This window comes from Mesorhizobium sp. M5C.F.Cr.IN.023.01.1.1 (assembly GCF_003997585.1).
Taxonomy (GTDB): Bacteria; Pseudomonadota; Alphaproteobacteria; order Rhizobiales; family Rhizobiaceae; genus Mesorhizobium; species Mesorhizobium wenxiniae.
In genome coordinates, this window is sequence record NZ_RZSU01000110.1 from 1 (window position 1) to 19,228 (window position 19,228).

Genomic DNA, 19,228 nt, shown 5'->3' on the forward strand with positions numbered 1-19,228 from the left:
AGGCCTTGCAGGTGGCCGTCGTCATGGGGTCCGGTTCAGTTTGAGCTGATGGCTGACGCACGGTCGATGGCGACGTCGCTGTTTCGCGCGGCGCGAGGGAGGTGAGCAAGCTTCTGCTGTGCCAGACCATAAGCAGCCGATTCATCGTCCGACGTCTCAAAGATATCGGCTGCGCTGGCGAGGGGCGGGTGTGGTGTTGAGCAGCGGGGCTATGATGGCCCCTTCCCGCGCTGGTCGCCGCTACAGTGCATACGGCCATTCGTCCGGCACGAAACGATAGGCGTCGCCATCGCGCGCCACATGGCCCATGCCGGGGAACGGCAAATGCATGCCGGCGATCAGCATCCGGTCAGCAGAGACCCGGTCGAGCGTCCGCTTGCGCGTTTCGGCAGCCAGCTTGGAATCGACATCGAAGGCGATGCTCCAGTCCGGGCGCGCGAACTGGTAGGTCGCCATGTGCACGACATCGCCCCAGATGAACAGCGCCTCGCCGTCCGATTCCACGATGAAGCCGGCATGGCCCGGAGTGTGGCCGGGCAGCGGCACGGTGCGGATCGCGCCGACCGCCTCGCCCTCGCCACCCACCTGCCGCACGCGGTTCGCGTAGGCGGCGGCGGCCTGGCGGGCGCCGATGAAGAACGGCTTTGCCCCATCCGGCGCCTGGTTCATGTTCGCATCGTCATGCCAGAAGGCGTAATCGGCGGCGGTGACGACGAGCTCGGCATTGGGAAACCGCGCCTGGCCGGCGGGAGTCAGAACGCCGTTGATATGGTCGGGATGCATATGGGTAATCAGCAACGTGTCGATCTGGTCCGGAGAGACGCCGGCCGCCTCGATAGCGGCCGGAAGTCGGCCGAGTGACGGGCCCATGCTGTCCGACGTACCGGCGTCGACGAGCACCAGACGGTCGCTCAGATTGATGAGATAGGCGTTGACCGGTGCGCGGCGCGGTCCGCGCTTCTGGAAGCTGGCCTCAGCCAGCCGCTCCGCATCGGCCTCAGCGTGCCCGATGACCAGCTCGGAACCAATGTCGATATAGCCGTCTAGTAGCGCCGTAACCTGGACCGATCCCACGTTGCGGCGGAGCGCGCCAAGCGTTGCGGCGTCGGCCAGCGGCGCGCGGGCCACCGCCGGAACGGAGATATTTGCTAGGAGAGTGCCGCCGGTTAGGCCGGCACCGGCGAGAAAATGACGGCGGGAAAGCGGCATTGCATCGTCTCCAGTTTTGGGGATCCAGAGCTCCAGGGCGGAGCAAGGCGGGTATATGTCATAGGCCTAGCTTTTTGAACTTGCCGATTCCTTATATGTCTTATTACTCTTGATAATTAATCACGACGGAGAGTTGCCACCATGGACCGCTTGACCGAGCTAACCAGCTTCGTGCGCGCCTGCGATACCGCCAGCTTCTCGGCGGCAGCGCGCGAGTTGGGCTTGAGCCAGCCGGCCGTCAGCCAGCAGATCCGCGCACTGGAAAAGCGTCTGGGCGTCCGGCTCTTTGACCGTACCACCCGCCATGTTTCGCCGACGGAAGCCGGCCGGCGTTATCTGGAGCGCGCCCGCGACATCATTGAGCGCATTGAGGAGGCGGACCGCAGCGTCGGCTGCCTCGAATCGAAGATGTGCGGACGTCTTGCCGTCGGCGCGCCGGCCAGCTTCGGCGCCGGCGTGCTTGGCGGCTATCTGATCGAGTTCAAGCGCGCCTATCCGGAACTGTTGCTCGACGTGGCGCTGACCGACAGTTTCGTCGATGTGATCGCAGAGGGGCTCGACGTGGCGATCCGTATGGGGACTATCGATGACAACCGGCTGATCGTGCGCAAGCTCGGCGTGATCGGGCGCTGCCTCGCGGCGACGCCAGAGTATCTCGACCGCAGGGGCAGGCCGCGGCGCCCAGAAGATCTCGCCAACCATGATTATCTGCTTTACGCCCACATCAGGAAGCGCGATGTCGTGCCGCTGACCGGCCCGGGCGGCGAAAAGGCCGAGGTGCGAATCCGGCCGGCCATGCGCTCGGACAATTCGCTGCTCAATCATCAGGCGTTGCTGTCTGGCGTCGGCATCGGCCTCGGGCACAAGGTGATACTCGATCCGCTCATCGCCGAAGGCTTGCTCGAACATGTGCTGCCGGACTGGCACTATGCGCCGCACCATGTGCATGCGGTCTATCCATCGAACCGCTTCATTCCGTTGAAGGTCAGGCGGTTCGTTGCCGGCTTCGCCGACCACCTCGCCGCGATGGGTGCGTTCATCGATGACGAAAAAAGCATGTACATCCAGGAAACGGCGCCGGCCTAGCGAAGTCTGACGTTTGTACGCGCCGGGAAATGGCGGAGGCGGGAGAGTCGAGATGTGGCGCGGCGGAGATAGGCGTAGCCCCGCAACCGCGGTGAGTAGCTGTCGGGTGGACGGTAGCCGCAAAGCGGTCCACCTGACACCGTTGCGGCTGCTGCTCCCGCAGGACACATGAACTACCCTTCATGGTCATTCCTCCTGCCGATCGAGAAACCGCTTCACAGCGTCGAGGAACGCACCGCGCCCTGCGGCCTCGCGATCGAGATGCACGAAGTGCGTGGCGTCCGGGATGTCTAGACGTTCCGCTTTTGGTGCTTCGTCCACGATTGTCCTCGCGTCCTCCGGCCGGCTCCAGAAATCTCGTCCGGAGCGGATGACGAGCACTGGCATGGTGAGTGCCGCCGCCGACCATTGCCGGCGACCGAAGGCGAGTTCGAAGCTGTCGGCCATGGCGCCGCTTGGGGACCGGAAACTCGGCGGCTGGCGCGTCGGCGCCGTCTCGTCGGAGGCGAGTGCTGCATCACCATAGGCCGCAGCGACCGCGGGATCGCGCCACTGGGCCTTGTCCGCGACCGGGATGCTGTCGTCCCAGGCAGTGAATAGGCTCTGACGTGTATTCATCCGATAACCGCCGAACGTATGGACATTGAATGTCCCGGGCCGGTCGGGATTTTCGAGCGGCGAGCCGGTGCCAAGAGTGGAGTGCTGGTCTGAGCCTCCATGCAGGGAGTTGTAGAGGATGAGCCGGTCAACCGTCTGCGGAAACCGGCTGGCGTAGGCGCCGGCCCAATGTCCGCCGGTGGCCCAGCCGACGAGGCTGACCCTCGAAACGTCGCTCCATTTCGCGATAGCGTCGACCGCTGCGGAAATATCCGCCACGACGTCTTCGGTACGCATCAGGGGAGCGGACTTGTCCGGCGGCCTGTTCATGGCCGCAGGGCGGCTCGATGCGCCGTAGCCGCGAACATCCAGGACATAGACAAGGTGCCCGTCCGCCGCGAGGTCGGCGGCAAGCGACCCACCCGCAACAGGCAGATCGAAGGACGCAACGCCGGGCACGCGTGCGCCATGGACGAGGAGGACGGCGGAGTTGGCTTCGGACGCTGCGCCAGGACGGCGCACCTCCCGGACGAAGAGGCGCTCGCCCGTCCGAAGTTCGACGAACCTGTCGGCCCGGACGAGATCCGGCTCTCCTGCCGGTGCTGGAGCGGCGATCATAGCGGCTGCTGTGAGCACGAGGGGAAAGGCGGTAAAATGGGACATCATGACGTCTCCGGTCGCAATTGCGATCCGCAAAGACTGCCAGCTATTCAATATCTTATCGATGACGCGTTTGAGGGTTTTTGATATCGTCAAGATATGGAACTTCGGCACTTGCGACATTTCCTCGCTGTTGCGGAGGATTTGCATATGGGTCGTGCCGCACTGCGGCTGGCCATGGCTCAGCCTCCGCTTAGTCAATCGATCGGGCGCCTGGAGAAGGAGCTCGGCGTCAAGCTGTTCGAGCGGGCCAACCGCCGCCTGACCTTGACGCGCGCCGGCTCGGCCTTCGTGGAAGAGGCTCGAGCATCCATACGGCACGCCGATTCGGCGCTTCATGTCGCCCGCGCAGCGCATGACGGCGAAGCTGGCGAGATCAGGATCGGCTTCGTGTCGGCGGCCGTTTACGAGCATCTGCCGCACCTCCTGTCCCGGCTTCGCGAGAAGTATCCGGACATCCATCCAAAGCTCATCGAGGTGTCCACCAATGAGCAGATTGCGGCGTTGTCGCGCAGTGAGATCGACATCGGTTTCGTGCATCCACCGCTCGGGACCGACGAACGTCTCGACGTCCATGACTATCCTGCTGAAGATCTTATTGCCGTTCTGCCTGACGACCGGCAGACGCACGGGGTGACGCTGGCGGACATCGCCCGCCACGGGCTCATCATGTTTCCGGCTGCACAAGGCCCGGCGCTCCATGCCCGCATCGTAGACACATTCACCAAGACTGGCCTCGACGTGCGGATCGTCCAGGAGGCGACGCGGGCACTGACCATGCTTTCGCTCGTGTCCACAGGCTTGGGCGCGGCCCTGCTGCCACGATCGACACAGCGCCTTGTATTTCAGGGCGTCCGGTATGCAGCGATCGCCGACGCATCGCTGCCCGCGTGGCCACTTGCGGTGATCGCGAAACGGCGGCCACGGCCGGCCATCGTCGATAGCGTCTGGAAACTGCTTGACGGTCGGCCAGACGTGACTTGACCGCCGGCGATCGGACGTACCAGGTCGCGCAATGCGCTCCCATGACATCAGCCCGGCAGCGACATGGCAGGTGAGGATTTCAGCGCAACAATCTGACATAGATGAGTTTTTGACGATTCTTCTGCCTAATTGGCGGTTACGTCATTTGGCATCGTGAAAATCCAACGCTGCATGCTAAAAGGGCTTCAAGGCAGGATCGCAGGGAGGCCCGTATGGAAGGCGAAATCAAAAAAACGGCCCGCTCGGACCTCGACGAAGCCGCACTTTATTTCCACAAGCATCCACGGCCTGGAAAGCTTGAAATCCAGGCAACAAAGCCGCTCGGCAACCAGCGCGACCTGGCGCTTGCCTATTCGCCCGGGGTCGCGGCGCCCTGTCTGGAAATCCGCGACAATCCGGCGGCGGCCGCCGACTACACGGCGCGCGCCAATCTGGTTGGCGTCGTCTCCAATGGTTCGGCGGTGCTCGGCTTGGGCAATATCGGCCCACTGGCCTCCAAGCCGGTGATGGAAGGCAAGGCGGTGCTGTTCAAGAAATTTGCCGGCATCGATGTCTTTGACATCGAGATCGAAGCGCCTGACATCGAGCGGATGGTCGAGACCATCTCGGCGCTGGAGCCGACCTTCGGCGGCATCAACCTCGAGGACATCAAGGCGCCCGAATGTTTTGAGGTCGAGGAACGGCTCAAGGCCCGCATGGCCATACCGGTCTTCCATGACGACCAGCACGGCACCGCGATCATCGTCGCCGCCGCCGTACTCAACGGGCTGGAACTTGCCGGCAAGACGATCTCCGACATCAAGATCGTCACCTCCGGCGCCGGGGCAGCTGCCCTTGCCTGCCTCAACTTGCTGGTTTTGCTCGGCGCGCGCGTGGAAAACATCTGGGTCACCGACCGTTTCGGCGTCGCTTACAAGGGCCGCGTCGACGAGATGGACCGCTGGAAGGACCCCTATGTCAAGGACACCGAGGCGCGCACGCTGGCCGATGTGCTGCCGGGCGCCGACGTGTTCCTGGGTCTTTCGGCCGCCGGCGTGCTGAAACCGGAATTGCTCCAGCATATGGCACCAAAACCGCTGATCCTGGCGCTGGCCAATCCCAACCCCGAGATCATGCCGGAAGCGGCACGGGCGGCGCGGCCCGACGCGATGATCTGCACCGGCCGCTCGGATTTCCCCAATCAGGTCAACAACGTACTCTGTTTTCCTTACATTTTCCGTGGCGCGCTGGACTGCGGTGCCAGCGCCATCAACGAAGAGATGAAGATGGCCGCGGTGCGGGCGATCGCTGCCCTTGCCCGCGAGGAACCTTCCGATGTCGCCGCGCGCGCCTATTCCGGCGAAACGCCGATCTTCGGGCCTGATTTCCTGATCCCCTCGCCCTTCGACCCGCGGCTGATCCTGCGCATCGCTCCGGCGGTGGCCAAAGCCGCCTGCGACACCGGCGTCGCGACACGGCCGATCACCGACTTTGCCGCTTATATCGACACGCTGAACCGCTTCGTCTTCCGCTCCGGCCTGGTGATGAAGCCGGTGTTCACGATGGCCAAGACGTCGAATGCCAAGCGCGTCATCTATGCCGACGGGGAGGATGAGCGCGTGTTGCGTGCCGCCCAGGTGGTGCTGGAGGAAGGCATAGCCGAGCCGATCCTGATCGGCCGCCCGCATGTCATCGAGGTGCGGCTGAAACGCTACGGACTGCGAATCAAACCAGGCGTCGATTTCGGCCTGATCAATCCCGAGGACGATCCACGCTATCGCCACTATGTTGACCTTTTGATCGAACTCGCCGGCCGGCGTGGCGTAACGACGGAAGCCGCGCGCACCATGGTGCGCACCGACAACACCGTGATCGCCGCACTTGCCCTCAAGCGTGGCGATGCCGACGCCATGGTGTGCGGCCTGGAAGGACGTTTTGAGCGGCATTTGCGCAATGTCACCCTGATCATCGGCCCGCGCGCCGGTATCAAGGATCATGACCTGTCGACGCTTTCCATGCTGATCTCGCAGCGCGGCATCATTTTCCTCACCGACACCCATGTCACGGTCGATCCGACGGCCGAGGAGATTGCCGAGATGACGGTGTTGGCGGCCGAAGAAATCCAGCGCTTCGGCATCGAACCCAAGGCCGCCCTGCTGTCGCATTCGGATTTCGGCTCACGCGATTCGCCAAGCGCGCTCAAGATGCGGCAGGCAGCGGCAATCCTGGCGCGCATCGCGCCAGACCTGCAATGCGACGGCGAGATGCATGCCGACTCGGCTTTGTCGGAGCAGCTGCGCCAGCGGGTCTATCCGCATTCGCGGCTGAAGGGCGAAGCCAATCTGCTGGTCTTCCCCAATCTCGATTCGGCGAACATCACGCTCACCGCGCTGCGCGCGATGATGGACGCGCTGCATGTCGGCCCGATCCTGCTCGGCACCGACAGACCGGCGCATATATTGACGCCGTCGGTGACGTCACGTGGCGTCGTCAACATGACGGCGCTCGCCGTGGTCGAAGCGGCCCATAAGGCGCAGGCGGTCGTAAATCTGGGTTAAAACGGCTTTTTCGCGGTAAGCTGATAAATGACCGCAAAGCGGTAGCTTTCGCGACGGGCGTTAAACGGAGTTCACGGCGAATGACGGGCGGAGGGTGGAAGCTGACGCATGCCGCGGCACTGCTTGGTGCCCTGGCGTTATCAGGCTTTGCCGTCACTCAGCCGCAGGCCGCCTCCCGTGTTTGCCGGCAACTGGAAGCCGATCTCGCGACCGCTTCGCGTGGTGGCGGCGGCAAGCCGGCCCTGCTCAGGAAATACGATGATGCGATCGTGCGGCAGCGCGAGCAGATTTCAAAGGTAAGCCGCCAGTCCGACAGCGCCGGCTGCGGCTTTTCGCTGCTCGGCCGCAATCGCAACGCTTGCGCCGCACTCGAGGCCACGCTCGACCGCATGAACGCCAATCTCGATGCCCTGCAGGTCAAGCGCGCGCAGCTCGCCGGCGGCGGCTCGCGCCGCGATCGCGCACGCATATTGGCCTCACTCGACGCCAATGGCTGTCGCGACAGCGTCATGCCTTTGAGGCGTGCGCCCGTCCTCGAAGCGAACCGTGAAAACGGCGAAGAAAGCCTGCTCGATCGGCTTTTGGGCGACGACGGAAATCAGCCCGATGCGCTGGACGAGCCGAGCGATCCCGACCAAGAACGCGGTGTCCGCGCCATAATCAATCAGCGCGACGGCATGGACCTGCCACGCCTTGGCGGCGAATTCCGCACAATGTGCGTGCGCACCTGCGACGGCTATTTCTTCCCAATGTCGAATGCCGCCTCGCTGGGCGATTTCGAGCGCGACCAGAAGAACTGCGATTCGAGTTGCCCCGGCACCGAGATGCAGGTGTTTTATACGCGCGGCATTGGCGACGACTCGGCTGACATGACGTCTTCGGTAACCGGCAAGCCCTACAGCGAACTGCCGACCGCCTATCTCTACAAGCAGCCCGAAACGTTGCGCCCGCCGGCCTGCGGCTGCAACGCTGCACAGAATTTCGAGATCATTGCCGGCAATCCGCCAAGCCCGGAACAGACCGAGGCTGATGTGGAGACCAAGCCGCTCATTCCGGTGCCTGTCGCCAAAGCCGATAAAGGCGCCGACCCCGAGACTTTGGCAAATGTCGAAGGCGGGCTCGATCGCGAAGCCATCAAGCGCCTCGCCGTCAAACCCTCGCCGACGATTTTGCCGCCGCCGGGACGGCGCAAGGTCAGGGTCGTCGGGCCAACGTTCCTTCCCGACCCAGCAGCGGCAACAGATCTGCAAGCTCCGGCCCCGAAGGCTGCCCCGTAAGCGCCAGCCTGAGCGGCATGAACAGCGCCTTGCCCTTGCGGCCGGTCGCTTCCCTGATCCTGCCCGTCCACTCCTTCCAGACCGACCCGTTCCAGGGGTCTTCCGGCAAAAGGTCGAACGCCTGGCGAAGGAAATCGCGGTCGACGTCGGAAAAGTCCGGCTGCTCCTGCGGGCCGTCGCGAAGTGTGCGCCACCAGATTGCTGCATCGGCCAGCCTGTCGAGATTGCCGCGCACCGCCAGCCAGAAGGGCTCGGCCTGTTCGCCGGAAATGCCGAGCACGATCAAGCGGTCGCGCGCCTCGGAAAACGGCATATGGTGGAGTAGTGTGCGGTTGAGCACGAAGAGCTCGTCCGGATCGAATTTGGTGGCGGATTTCGATGTCGCGGCCGGATGGAAGCGCCGGGCAAGCTCGGTCATGTCAGGCACCGCCACTACGTTTTCCGACGTGCCGACAAGCACGGCCAGCGAGGCAACTGCCATCGGTTCGATGCCGGTCTCGCGTAAGCTCTCGATGGACAGCGCGCCGCTCCGCTTCGACAGGCCCTCGCCCGATGCAGTGGTCAACAGATTGTGGTGGCCGAACACCGGCGGCTCGGCACCCAGTGCCTGGAACAGCGCGATCTGCACGCCCGTGTTGGTGACGTGGTCGTCGCCACGGATGACATGGCTGATCCCCATCTCGATGTCATCGACCACCGAGGGCAGAGTATAGAGATAGGTGCCGTCCTCGCGCATTAGAACCGGGTCGGAAAGCGAGGCAAGGTCGACGGTTTCCTCGCCGCGCACCAGATCGTTCCAGTGGATTTCGGTGCGCTCCGGCTGCAGAGGATCGCTGGTGAAATTGGGCAGGAGGAAGCGCCAATGCGGCCGCCGACCATCGGACTGGTATTCGGCGATCTGCTCAGGGGTCAGCGTCAGCGCTTCGCGGCCGTAGACCGGCGGCAGGCCGCGCGTGCGGCGCACCTTGCGCCTGAGATCGAGCTCTTCCGGTGTTTCGTAACAAGCGTAGAGAAGGCGCGCCGCCTTCAATTTCTCGACCGCCGCATCGTAGATCTCGAAGCGCCGTGACTGGTATTCCGTCGCGTCCGGAAATATCCCTAGCCAATGTAGGTCGTAGAGGATGGCGTCGGAGAATTCCTGCGTCGAGCGGGCGACGTCGGTGTCGTCGAAACGCTGGATGAAGCGGCCCTTGTTGTTCATGGCGAACAGCCAGTTGAACAGCGCAGTGCGCGCGTTGCCGATATGAATGCGGCCGGTGGGTGATGGGGCGAAACGGACGGTAACTGTCATGAACGGGGCGTACCGGATGGTTTTGCTGTTGGCAAGACACGCCCCCGCGCTTGGCCGCAGACATAGAACATGACGAAGACGATGAAAAGGCGGCAGCGCCGCGCGTTCATTAAGACACACGGCGCTGTAGGCGTCAGATCGCCAGCCCCTTGGTCAATTCGAGCGCCTGGCGCTCGAACAGCCGGCGGTAGATGCCGCCCTGCAGCCGGATCAGTTGGTCATGCGAACCCTCTTCGACGATGCGGCCACGATCGAACACCAGAAGCCTGTCCAGCGCCCGCACCGTCGAAAGCCGGTGCGCGATGACGAGCGTTGTGCGGCCGACCATCAACCGCTCCATCGCCTGCTGGATCAGCACCTCCGATTCCGAATCGAGGCTGGATGTCGCCTCGTCCAGAATGAGGATCCGCGCGTCGGCGAGGAAAGCCCGCGCGATCGCCACGCGCTGGCGCTCGCCGCCCGATAGTTTCACGCCGCGTTCGCCGACCAGCGTGCGGTAGCCCTTCGGCAGGCCGACGATGAAGTCGTGCGCGCTTGCCAGCCGTGCTGCATGCTCGATTTCGGCTTGCTTGGCGCTCGGCCGGGCATAGGCGATGTTTTCGGCCAGCGACCGGTGGAACAGAATTGGCTCCTGCTGGACGATGGCGATCTGCCCGCGCAGCGATGCCTGCGCCACCCCAGCAATATCCTGGCCGTCGATCAGGATCGTTCCCGCGTTCACGTCGTAAAGGCGCTGGATCAGCTTGACGAAGGTCGTCTTGCCCGAGCCCGAATGGCCGACCAGCCCGATGCGTTCGCCCGGCGCGATATCCACCGAAAAGTCGCGATAGAGCGGCAGTCGATGGCTGCCATAATGGAAGGTGACGTTGTCGAAGCTGATGCGACCGTCGGTGATGCGGATCGGTTTGGCGCCGGGAGCATCCTCGATACCGAGCGGCTCGGACTGGAAGTCGACCAGTTCCTCCATGTCGTTGATCGAGCGCTGCAAATTGCGGATGTGCGTGCCTATGTCGCGCAAATATCCTTGCAGCACGAAGAACGAGGTCAGCACGAAGGTGACATCGCCGGCGCTCGCCTGCCCCCACGACCACAAAAGCAGCGAAAGTCCGATCACCGCTGCTCTCAGAAGCAGCAGCATCGACCCTTGCGTGGTGCCGTTGATGGTGCCGCGCACCCAGGTGCGGCGCGTACGCGCGCGCCATCTGGCGACGACTTTGGCAAGGCGCGTCTCCTCGCGCTCCTCGGCGCCAAAACCCTTGACCACGGCGTTGCAGCTCACCGCATCGGCCAGCGAACCGCCCAGGCGCGTGTCCCACGCGTTGGCAAGCCTTGCCGCAGGCGCGACATAGCCAAGCGACAGGAGCGCCGTCACCGCGATGAACAGCACCGAACCCGCGGCGACGACAGCACCCATCAGCGGCCAGAACCAGCCGAGCAGCAGCGTCGAGCCGACGAGCATGACGACGGACGGCAGCAGCGCGATCAGGATCGTGTCGTTGAGCAGGTCGAGCGCCCACATGCCGCGGGTTATCTTGCGCACGGTCGATCCGGCGAAGCTGTTGGCGTGCCAGTCGGTCGAGAAGCGCTGGACGCGATGGAAGGCGTCGGCGGCGATATCCGCCATCATCTTCAGGTCAGTTCGACGATGGCCACGAAGGCGAGATTGCGCAGCACAACGCCGGTGAGCGCCAGGGCTACCAGCATCGAAAAGGCCGCCATCGCCGCATTCCACGCGACATCGTCCGCTGCAGCACTGCTGGCAACGGCATCGACCAGTCGGCCGGAATAGAGCGGCGTCAGCACGTCGGCCAACGTCGACAGCAGGAACGTGCCCATGATGAGCGAAAGCCGCCACGGCTGACGCCGCCAATGACTGAGCGTGAAGCCAAGAACGCTGCGAAAGGCACCCGCGCGCAAATCTATCTGAAAACGAGCCATGATGTCATTCGGGCGCAAACGAGCCCGGTCCCGGTAAGGTCGAAAATTGAAAAAACCGCGTGGGGCGAATTAGCGCCCGGGAATGCGGAGGTTCGGCATACTTGGCGGCTCACCCGAATACGGGCGGCGACCGGCATCGACGAAGGCCTGTTGTCAGATCGGCTTGGCCATGAAGGTGAAAACCTTCCGGCGCGCCGCCCGAGGCCTAGGCTTCGCGGCCTCGCATAACTATGTCAAATCCTGGCATTCGGTCCTCCCGAAAAGGGAATCGCGGAACCGTTCTTATAGAGAGGCCTCAACGCGTCGCCAAGCCAGAGAGCGACCGAAAGCGCATCTGGTCCAACCAGTGAGGCGATTTTGCAACAATCGCCGGTTGTGCGCCGTCGCCGCCCGCTCAGGCTGCCGGGATGCGGTCGAGCCTCATGTAGCGGCCATCGGTGGACGGCCTGAAGCCAAGTTTTTCGTAAACCGCGTGGGCATCGTTGGTCGACAGGCTCCAGTGCGTGACTGTCTTGCAATCCGGATGATCGATAAGCGCCTGGACAAGCCCCGTGCCGATCCCTTGCCCACGATATTCCGGCCAGACAATGACATCGGCCAGATAGGCAAACACCGTGCGGTCGGTGATTGCCCGGCCGAAGCCGACTTGCTTGCCGTCGGAATAGGCGCCGACGCAAAGCGAATTAGCAAAGGCGCGGCGGTGGACTTCGTCGCTGCGCCCGCTGCCCCAGTAGCTTGCCATCAACCGGTCGGAGGTCGCCCGGAAGTCGATCCGCGACACGTCGAAGCTGATTTCACAGTCAGGCATGGCTATCCCACCGATCGGCCGGCCGCAAGCATTTCACAGAAGCGAGAAACGGTGATCTATCCGCCGTCCCTGAACCGGTTGGTGATGGGATAACGGCGGTCGCGGCCGAAATTCTTTTTGGTGATCTTCACGCCAGGCGCTGCCTGCCGGCGCTTGTATTCGGCGATGTAGAGCAGATGCTCGACGCGCGTCACCGTCGCCCTGTCGTGGCCGCGGGCAGCGATCTCGTCGACACCCATCTCGTTCTCGACCAGACACTCCAATATGTCGTCCAGCACCGGATAGGGCGGCAGCGAATCCTGATCCGTCTGGTTCTCGCGCAGTTCCGCCGACGGCGCTTTGTCGATGATGTTGTTCGGGATGACCTCGCCGGATGGGCCTAGCGCGCCCGGCGGCACGTGCGTATTGCGCCAGCGCGCCAGCGCATAGACCTGCATCTTGTAGAGGTCCTTGATCGGGTTGAAGCCGCCATTCATGTCGCCGTAGAGCGTGGCGTAGCCAACCGACATTTCGCTCTTGTTGCCGGTGGTGACCACCATCGAGCCGAACTTGTTGGAGATCGCCATCAAAATGGTGCCGCGCGCGCGGCTCTGCAGGTTTTCTTCGGTGATGCCTTCCTTGGTGCCTTCGAAAAGCTGCGTCAGCGTATGCAGAAATCCTTCGACCGGTTCGAAGATCGGCACGATATCGTAGCGGCAGCCGAGCGCACGGGCGCAGTCCTCGGCGTCTTTGAGCGAGTCCTTCGAGGTGTAGCGGTAGGGCATCATCACGGCGCGCAGCCGTTCCTCGCCGAGCGCATCGACGGCAAGTGCTGCACAGATCGCCGAATCGATGCCGCCGGACAGGCCGAGCACAACGTTCTTGAAGCCGTTCTTGTTGACGTAGTCGCGCAGGCCCAGCATGCAGGCGCGATAATCGGCCTCGTCCTTTTCCGGGATTTTCGACATCGGCCCTTCGGAGCAGACCCAGCCGTCGGAATTATTTCCGTTTTGCCCGCCTGCGGCGGCGCGGTTTCTCTTCCAGGTGGTGACGTTGACCGTCTCCTCGAACTGGCTCATCTGGAAGGCCAGCGTCTTGTCGGCGCCGATGGCAAAGGATGCACCGTCGAAGATCAGTTCGTCCTGGCCGCCAAGCTGATTGGCATAGATGATCGGCAATCCGCATTCGATGACCTGGCGGATGACAACCTGGTGGCGAATGTCGACCTTGCCGCGATAATAGGGCGAGCCGTTCGGCACCAGCAGGATTTCCGCACCGCTTTCGGCCAGCGTCTCGCAGATGCCGACATCGCCCCAGATATCTTCGCAGATCGGAATCCCCAGACGCACGCCGCGGAAATTGACCGGTCCCTGCATTTCAGGACCAGCCTGGAAGACGCGCTTCTCGTCGAATTCGCCGTAGTTCGGCAAATCGAGCTTGTAGCGCTCGGCGAGGATCTTGCCGCCATCGGCAAAGATGATTGAATTGTGCGTGCCGCTCTTGCGCTTCAGCGGCGTGCCGATGATGACGCCCGGCCCGCCATCGGCAGTATCGCCGGCGAAATCCTGCGCCGCCCGCTCGCAGGCCTTCAGGAAAGCCGGCTTCAGCACCAGGTCTTCGGGCGGATAACCGGCGAGGAAAAGCTCGGTGAACAGCACGAGATCGGCGCCTTGGCGGGCGGCATCCGCCCTCGCCTCGCGCGCCTTGGCGAGATTGCCGGCGACGTCGCCAACCGTCGGATTGAGCTGGGCGACGGCGATGCGCAATATGTCGGAAGCGGTGTTGGTCATGCCTGCGGGTTTAACGCGGCAAAATCGCCCGGGCAATGGCGTTTGCTTGGACCACCCGGACCGAATGACATGTGTCATACGTGTCCCGGCCGATCGACGAATGTCGATCGTGTCGGACCGATCGACATGTCGTTCGGCCCTATTCGCCCATATATTCGCGCAGCGCTTCCGGCGAATGGTTCTCGCCGATCGACATCGCCAGAATGCGCGAAATATGCCGGCGCGGCAGGCTGGTTTGCGCCGCCCAGGCATTGATCTGGCTCTGGATCTTGTCGAGATCCCTCTTGGAGGTCGGGCTTTCGGCGATGTCCAGGCCGGCGTCGCGTAGCGCGGCCGCCATGTCGGTTGAGACGATGAAGGCGTCCCATTCCAGCCAACGCAAAAAATACTGGCCGGTGTTGCCGCCGAGCCGGCTGCCATGCTTGGCGAGATAGGCCATCAGCCCCACCTGGTCGTCGGCCGGCCAATCGGCAAGGAACCTGCCGAAGCCGCCATGCTCCTTCGACACCCTCTCGACAAACACCGCGTTGTCGCGGACAGATTTGATCTTCTGCGGGTTGCGCACGATGCGCTCGTCGGCTGTCAGATCGTGCCAGAAATCATCGGGCTGGAACAACAGCCGCTTCGGCTCGAAGCGGAGGAACGCTTCTTCGAAACCAGGCCATTTCTGCTCGATGACACGCCAGACGAAACCAGCGGCGAAAACACGCTCGGCCATGGTCGAAAGGATGCGGTCGTCGGTAACGTCAGCCACCGCGGCATTGTCGGGCACGGGTCCCAGCAGCGACGCCAGCGCCGCTTCCCCGCCCTTGCGTTTGGCCGCGCGGGCGCGGATTTTCTGAAAATCCATCATTGTTTCCTCACCTTATCGCGTCAATCTACCACTTCCCGTGCGAACCAGCAGCCTCTACCTCTATCGCAACGGAGGCGACGATGAACAAGACGATCGAGGAACTGGCGAACCGTTGGCTGAAGCGAAAGCCGGACGCACCTGAAAACCGGGTGCTGCAATCAACGCTCGAGCGCACCACGATCTCCAAGGATACCAACAAGGCTATCGCCTTTCATCAGACGTTTGGCGACCGCCTGGCCGACACCATCGCCCGGATCGGCGGCTCGTGGTCCTTCATCCTGACATTCATTGCTTTCCTGATCCTGTGGACGGCGGGCAATGTCTGGCTTTTGACGCGCGACGCCTTCGATCCCTATCCCTTCATCTTCCTCAACCTGGTGCTTTCCATGGTCGCGGCCCTGCAGGCGCCGGTGATCATGATGGCGCAAAACCGCCAGACCGAGCGCGATCGTATCGATGCCGCGCACGATTACGAGGTCAATCTCAAGGCCGAGATCGAGATCATGGCGCTGCATGAAAAGCTCGACGAACTGCGCCACAGCCAGATCATCGGGATGCGCGACGAGATCGCCCGGCTAGCCGAGCAGGTGAAGCGCATCGACGAGATTCTGTCGAAGCAGCGGACGCGTCCATGACGGATGCCATCCATAATCTCATCGAACAATATGGGCTGATTGCCGTCTTTCTGGGCTGTGTCGCCGAGGGCGAAAGTGCCGCCCTCCTTGGCGGGTTTTTCGCCCATCAGCATGTCTTCGTCCTATGGCAGGCGTTTCTGGCGGCCTCCATCGGCGCCTTTGTCGGCGACACTTTCTTCTTCACCCTCGGACGAAGCTTCGCCGATCATCCGCTTGTGATCAAATTGAGAGGTCGGCCAGGCTTCAGCCACGCCTATCGTCTCGTCTCCAACCATCCCGACATTTTCGTGCTGTCGAACCGCTTCATTTACGGCCTGCGCCTTGTCGGCGGCATCGCGGCCGGATTGTCCGGCATTGCCGTGACGCGCTTTGTCATTCTCAACGTCATTTCATCGATCATCTGGGCCGGATTGTTCACCACCATCGGCTATGTGTTCGGGCTGGGCGCGGAGCGCATCATCGGCCAGGCGTTGGCCCGTCACGAGCGATTGCTGATCGCCCTTGCGATTGGGTTGGGCGTAGCCGTCCTTGCCTGGTTCATCGCTCATCACGTTGCCAAAACGGAGCGTAGCAAGGAGACGTGAGGATCAGTCGATGCCGCGCGCCCGGTCGCCGCGATCAAGGATCAGCGGAATGATCAGGTCTTCCTCATCGGCAAGGTGCCTGGTCAGCATGGCGATCAGCCGGCTGTTCTGGTCGGCATAGGCATCGGCGGCAAAGCGCTGCTTGTCCTCGCTGTCCTGAAGCGTGCGGATGAAGGCGTTCGCGGTCTCGGCATTGCGCTCCAGCCCCTCATGGATGGTGTGATGATCGGCATCCAGAATCTCGAAGCCGCGCTTCAGCCGGACCTCGGCTTTGGCGAATACCGGGAAATAATGATGGTCCTCGACATTGTGGTGACCGTCGAGATTGCCGAGAAAATGGTTGAGGCGCGGCGCGAACCAGCGAGCGAACTCCGGCCCCGTCAGCCTGCCCTCGTGATAGTCGCCGATACCGTTGGTCAGCATGCCGCCGAGCTCGCGGAACATGTCGTGCCGCTGCAGCCACATAGTGGCGATGCCATGGATGTTGGAATGCCCCTGCCAGATCTCACGCGGATATTTCTCAGTCAGCCAGCGCAAATCATCGGGCAGGCCGGCACGCTCGAGCAGAAGAAAATCAGTAGTGTCCGACATGACGGTCTCCTTTGGTAACCGTCATATAAGAGGTGAGGATTAGATCGGTAGCCCCAAGATTCGCTCGATGATGGCGATGCCCCAGACGCCGGCAACGATCACCACCGAAATCAGCACCGCCAGCGAACCACAGTCTTTGGCGAGCTGGATATCGACGTTGAATTCCCGGCTGAACGCATCGCATGCGGCCTCGATGCCGGTGTTCAGCACTTCGACCATGATCAGGAGCAGCACCGCCCCGATCAACAGGGCATAGCCGCGCCACGACACCGAAACAAACCAGCCGAGCGGCAACGCCAGCACGAGCAGCATCAGCTCCTGCTGGAAGGCTTTTTCGCTGGAAGCCAATTTGCGAAATGCCCGCACTGAATTGAAGAAAGCGTCGATCAGCCGCTGCATGCCAAACCTTTCCGAATCACCGGCAGGGGATAGCGCAATGGCCGGATCAAGGGAATAAGGCTATCTCTCCAAAAATCATTCGTCGGCGACCTTCTCACTCATTCGACGGCGTCGACTTCTCGAACTGCGGCAGCCCATCGTCGATCGTGTAGTAGTCGCCCTTGTCGCCGACGAAGATGTGACATTGGCCCTGAAGTCCCGTGGGCTCGTCGAATAGTCCCGCCAGAACCGAGATGTAGGCATCTTGCCGTGGCTTCCAGAACAGCAGAGAGCCGCATGTCTTGCAAAAGCCGCGCTTTGCAAACGAAGACGCTTCATACCAAGTGATGCTCTCGACACCTGATATTGTGATGTTCCCTTCGGGGATATTGGTTGCAGCGTAGAAGTGACCACTCTGCTTCCGGCATTGCGAGCAGTGACAATAGATCACGCCGCGCAATGGCCCCCGCGTCTTGAAGCGCACGGCTCCGCACAGGCATGACCCGGTATGAGTGTCGTCCATCTCGCCTCCCCACGCAGTCGCTATCCTCGGCATTGCGGCAGGATTCCAGTTTTATCGCTGCCGCGCACGAGCAAATGCGACACAAAGCGGGCGTGTTCGAACTGCCAGCTATGAAACCGACCGCTACCCAAAAGCGCCAATGTGGCGCTGCGCAAAATTGCCATGGAGATCGCTGCGAGAAGGCGCGGAGGTGCTGCGCATTGCCGTTATTATATGAAGGATCGCCTTTCGGACGATACGATCGGCATCATTGTCGTTCGAGTGCTTTCATGAGCGCATGGAACCAAGGCATAGAGTGATAGAGCACTCAAGAATATGACAAGAGCCAAGGCAGGTAGCCCGGAGATACCCGACGCTGATGAGCCGCCCAGTGGTCCGGGTTCCTCAGAGGCTGGGGATTTCTCCGGCGCTTCTTGATGGATGGCGACTGAAATCAGCCGTTGACGGCCTGCTTGTGCTGGACCGGGTGGCTCTTCTTGAGCAGATCCGAGACCAGGAATGCCAGCTCGATCGCCTGGTCGGCGTTGAGGCGCGGGTCGCAATGGGTGTGGTAGCGATCCTGCAGCTCCTCGGCGGTGATGGCGCGGGCGCCACCGGTACATTCGGTGACGTTCTTGCCGGTCATCTCGATATGGATGCCCCCCGGATGCGTGCCTTCGGCACGATGCACCTCGAAGAAGGTCTGAACTTCATTCAGGATGCGGTCGAACGGCCGCGTCTTGTAGCCGGCGGCCTCGATGGTGTTGCCATGCATCGGGTCCGACGACCACACCACGCTCCGGCCTTCTTTTTTCACCGCGCGCAGCAGCTTTGGCAGATGGTCGGCGACCTTGTCGGAGCCGAAGCGCGCGATCAGCGTCAGCCGGCCGGGCTCGTTCTCCGGATTGAGCAGGTCGATGAGCTGCAAGAGGCCGTCCGGCGTCAGCGAAGGGCCGCATTTCAGGCCCAGCGGGTTCTTGATGCCACGGCAATATTCGACATGGGCATGGTCGGGCTGGCGCGTGCGATCGCCGATCCAGATCATGTGCCCGGAAGTGGCGTACCAATCGCCTGACGTCGAATCGACTCGGGTCAGCGCCTCCTCGTAGCCGAGCAGCAGCGCTTCGTGGCTGGTGTAGAAATCGGTCTCGCGCAACGCGTAGTTGGTCTCCGAGGTGATGCCGACAGCCTTCATGAAGTCCATCGTTTCGGTGATGCGGTTGGCGAGCGACTCGTATTTCTCGCCCTGCGGGCTATCCGACACAAAGCCGAGCATCCATTGATGCACGTTCTCCAGGCTGGCGTAGCCGCCCTGGGCGAAAGCGCGCAAAAGATTGAGCGTCGCCGCCGACTGGCGGTAGGCCATTTCCTGGCGTGCGGGATCGGGAATGCGCGACTTGGCGTCGAACTCGATGCCGTTGATGATGTCACCGCGATAGCTGGGCAGCGTCACGCCACCCTTGGTCTCGTTGTCGGACGAACGCGGCTTGGCGAACTGGCCGGCAACACGGCCGACCTTCACCCTGTCT

At 62.5% G+C, this 19,228-nt stretch carries 16 protein-coding genes and 1 pseudogene; 6 read left to right on the forward strand and 11 right to left on the reverse strand.

Annotated features, from left to right (window positions below; translation table 11 throughout):
* Positions 1-240: 240 nt before the first annotated feature.
* Positions 241-1,209, reverse strand: coding sequence for an MBL fold metallo-hydrolase (locus EOA78_RS29280; protein WP_127318526.1), 969 nt, complete (start codon positions 1,207-1,209; stop codon positions 241-243).
* A gap of 141 nt (positions 1,210-1,350) precedes the next feature.
* Between EOA78_RS29280 and EOA78_RS29285 the strand changes: the two genes are divergently transcribed.
* Entirely contained in the window at positions 1,351-2,295 is a 945-nt protein-coding gene (locus tag EOA78_RS29285; protein ID WP_127318528.1) for a LysR family transcriptional regulator, read from the forward strand.
* A 186-nt stretch (positions 2,296-2,481) separates the two neighbouring features.
* On the opposite strand, the gene EOA78_RS29290 is transcribed toward EOA78_RS29285, so the two are convergent.
* Positions 2,482-3,555, reverse strand: a complete 1,074-nt coding sequence (locus EOA78_RS29290; protein ID WP_127318547.1) for an alpha/beta fold hydrolase — start codon at positions 3,553-3,555, stop codon at positions 2,482-2,484.
* 147 nt (positions 3,556-3,702) lie between these two features.
* On the opposite strand from EOA78_RS29290, the gene EOA78_RS29295 reads away from it, so the two are divergent.
* The 3 genes from EOA78_RS29295 to EOA78_RS29305 all read left to right on the forward strand — a co-directional run bounded on the left by EOA78_RS29295 (position 3,703) and on the right by EOA78_RS29305 (position 8,350).
* Positions 3,703-4,536, forward strand: a complete 834-nt coding sequence (locus EOA78_RS29295; RefSeq protein ID WP_245477807.1) for a LysR family transcriptional regulator — start codon at positions 3,703-3,705, stop codon at positions 4,534-4,536.
* Between the two features lie 212 nt (positions 4,537-4,748).
* Positions 4,749-7,073: an NADP-dependent malic enzyme gene (locus EOA78_RS29300; protein ID WP_127318532.1), complete on the forward strand. Its 2,325-nt coding sequence runs from the start codon at positions 4,749-4,751 to the stop codon at positions 7,071-7,073.
* Positions 7,074-7,153: 80 nt separating this feature from the next.
* Entirely contained in the window at positions 7,154-8,350 is a 1,197-nt protein-coding gene (locus EOA78_RS29305) for a DUF2865 domain-containing protein (RefSeq protein WP_127318534.1), read from the forward strand.
* Here EOA78_RS29305 and gltX read toward each other — a convergent pair.
* The 5 genes and pseudogenes from gltX to EOA78_RS29330 form a co-directional block, all read right to left on the reverse strand.
* Positions 8,268-9,641: a glutamate--tRNA ligase gene (gene gltX / locus EOA78_RS29310; RefSeq protein WP_127318536.1), complete on the reverse strand. Its 1,374-nt coding sequence runs from the start codon at positions 9,639-9,641 to the stop codon at positions 8,268-8,270. The genes EOA78_RS29305 and gltX overlap by 83 nt on opposite strands.
* A 133-nt stretch (positions 9,642-9,774) precedes the next feature.
* A pseudogene (locus tag EOA78_RS29315) lies at positions 9,775-11,579 on the reverse strand (ABC transporter ATP-binding protein).
* 394 nt (positions 11,580-11,973) lie between these two features.
* A complete protein-coding gene (locus EOA78_RS29320) occupies positions 11,974-12,387 on the reverse strand; it encodes a GNAT family N-acetyltransferase (protein WP_127318538.1) in 414 nt (137 codons plus the stop codon).
* A gap of 56 nt (positions 12,388-12,443) precedes the next feature.
* Entirely contained in the window at positions 12,444-14,156 is a 1,713-nt protein-coding gene (locus EOA78_RS29325; RefSeq protein WP_127318540.1) for an NAD+ synthase, read from the reverse strand.
* Between the two features lie 139 nt (positions 14,157-14,295).
* Positions 14,296-15,009, reverse strand: a complete 714-nt coding sequence (locus EOA78_RS29330) for a DNA-3-methyladenine glycosylase I (RefSeq protein ID WP_127318542.1) — start codon at positions 15,007-15,009, stop codon at positions 14,296-14,298.
* A gap of 80 nt (positions 15,010-15,089) precedes the next feature.
* Between EOA78_RS29330 and EOA78_RS29335 the strand changes: the two genes are divergently transcribed.
* Positions 15,090-15,644 (forward strand): DUF1003 domain-containing protein, encoded by a 555-nt coding sequence (locus EOA78_RS29335; RefSeq protein ID WP_065009500.1) that lies wholly within the window; start codon positions 15,090-15,092, stop codon positions 15,642-15,644.
* Positions 15,641-16,228 (forward strand): DedA family protein, encoded by a 588-nt coding sequence (locus EOA78_RS29340; protein ID WP_127318544.1) that lies wholly within the window; start codon positions 15,641-15,643, stop codon positions 16,226-16,228. The genes EOA78_RS29335 and EOA78_RS29340 overlap by 4 nt, the downstream gene beginning before the upstream one ends.
* Positions 16,229-16,231: 3 nt before the next feature.
* Here EOA78_RS29340 and EOA78_RS29345 read toward each other — a convergent pair whose 3' ends face one another.
* The 4 genes from EOA78_RS29345 to EOA78_RS29360 all read right to left on the reverse strand — a co-directional run.
* Positions 16,232-16,819, reverse strand: a complete 588-nt coding sequence (locus EOA78_RS29345; protein ID WP_127318545.1) for a hemerythrin domain-containing protein — start codon at positions 16,817-16,819, stop codon at positions 16,232-16,234.
* A 39-nt stretch (positions 16,820-16,858) separates the two neighbouring features.
* Positions 16,859-17,218 carry a diacylglycerol kinase gene (locus EOA78_RS29350; RefSeq protein WP_029352991.1) on the reverse strand — a complete coding sequence of 120 codons (360 nt, stop codon included), beginning with the start codon at positions 17,216-17,218 and terminating at the stop codon, positions 16,859-16,861.
* Between the two features lie 94 nt (positions 17,219-17,312).
* On the reverse strand, positions 17,313-17,720 hold the full coding sequence (locus EOA78_RS29355; protein ID WP_127318546.1) for a GFA family protein: 408 nt from the start codon (positions 17,718-17,720) through the stop codon (positions 17,313-17,315).
* A 433-nt stretch (positions 17,721-18,153) separates the two neighbouring features.
* A partial coding sequence (locus tag EOA78_RS29360; protein WP_164783990.1) for a 3-deoxy-7-phosphoheptulonate synthase class II occupies positions 18,154-19,228 on the reverse strand: 1,075 nt, incomplete at its 5' end.